Origin of the sequence: Paraburkholderia sp. SIMBA_054, assembly GCF_046534875.1 — a bacterium.
In the GTDB taxonomy this organism is placed as follows: Bacteria; Pseudomonadota; Gammaproteobacteria; order Burkholderiales; family Burkholderiaceae; genus Paraburkholderia; species Paraburkholderia hospita.
On the sequence record NZ_JAWRXV010000736.1, the window covers coordinates 1 to 273 of the forward strand.

Annotated in this window: 1 pseudogene; it reads right to left on the reverse strand. The window is 42.1% G+C overall.

The features are described 5' to 3' along the window. Window positions 1–273, reverse strand: a pseudogene (locus SB822_RS57045) (GntP family permease); the annotation flags it as partial.

The following is a 273-nucleotide window of genomic DNA, read 5'->3' on the forward strand; positions in this document are numbered from 1 at the left end:
CCAAAACCATATTCAGAACCCGTATTCATAGCTGCTAGTAGAGCTCCGCCAATACTGGCATTAATACCTTGTTGAAATCCAGTAGTTACGCGCTTCCAATCATAGGCGAGTGCAGTAAGAATACCTAGCACTAAAGCTAGCTCTACCGACCAAATTCCTGTTACTGTTGCTAAGTCTACTTTGCCAACGGCTTCTAACCCTAACTTCGAAAAATCAAAACCTTCTGGGTAACACTTTGGAATAGACATAGTGAAAAATTTATTGGCCACTCCC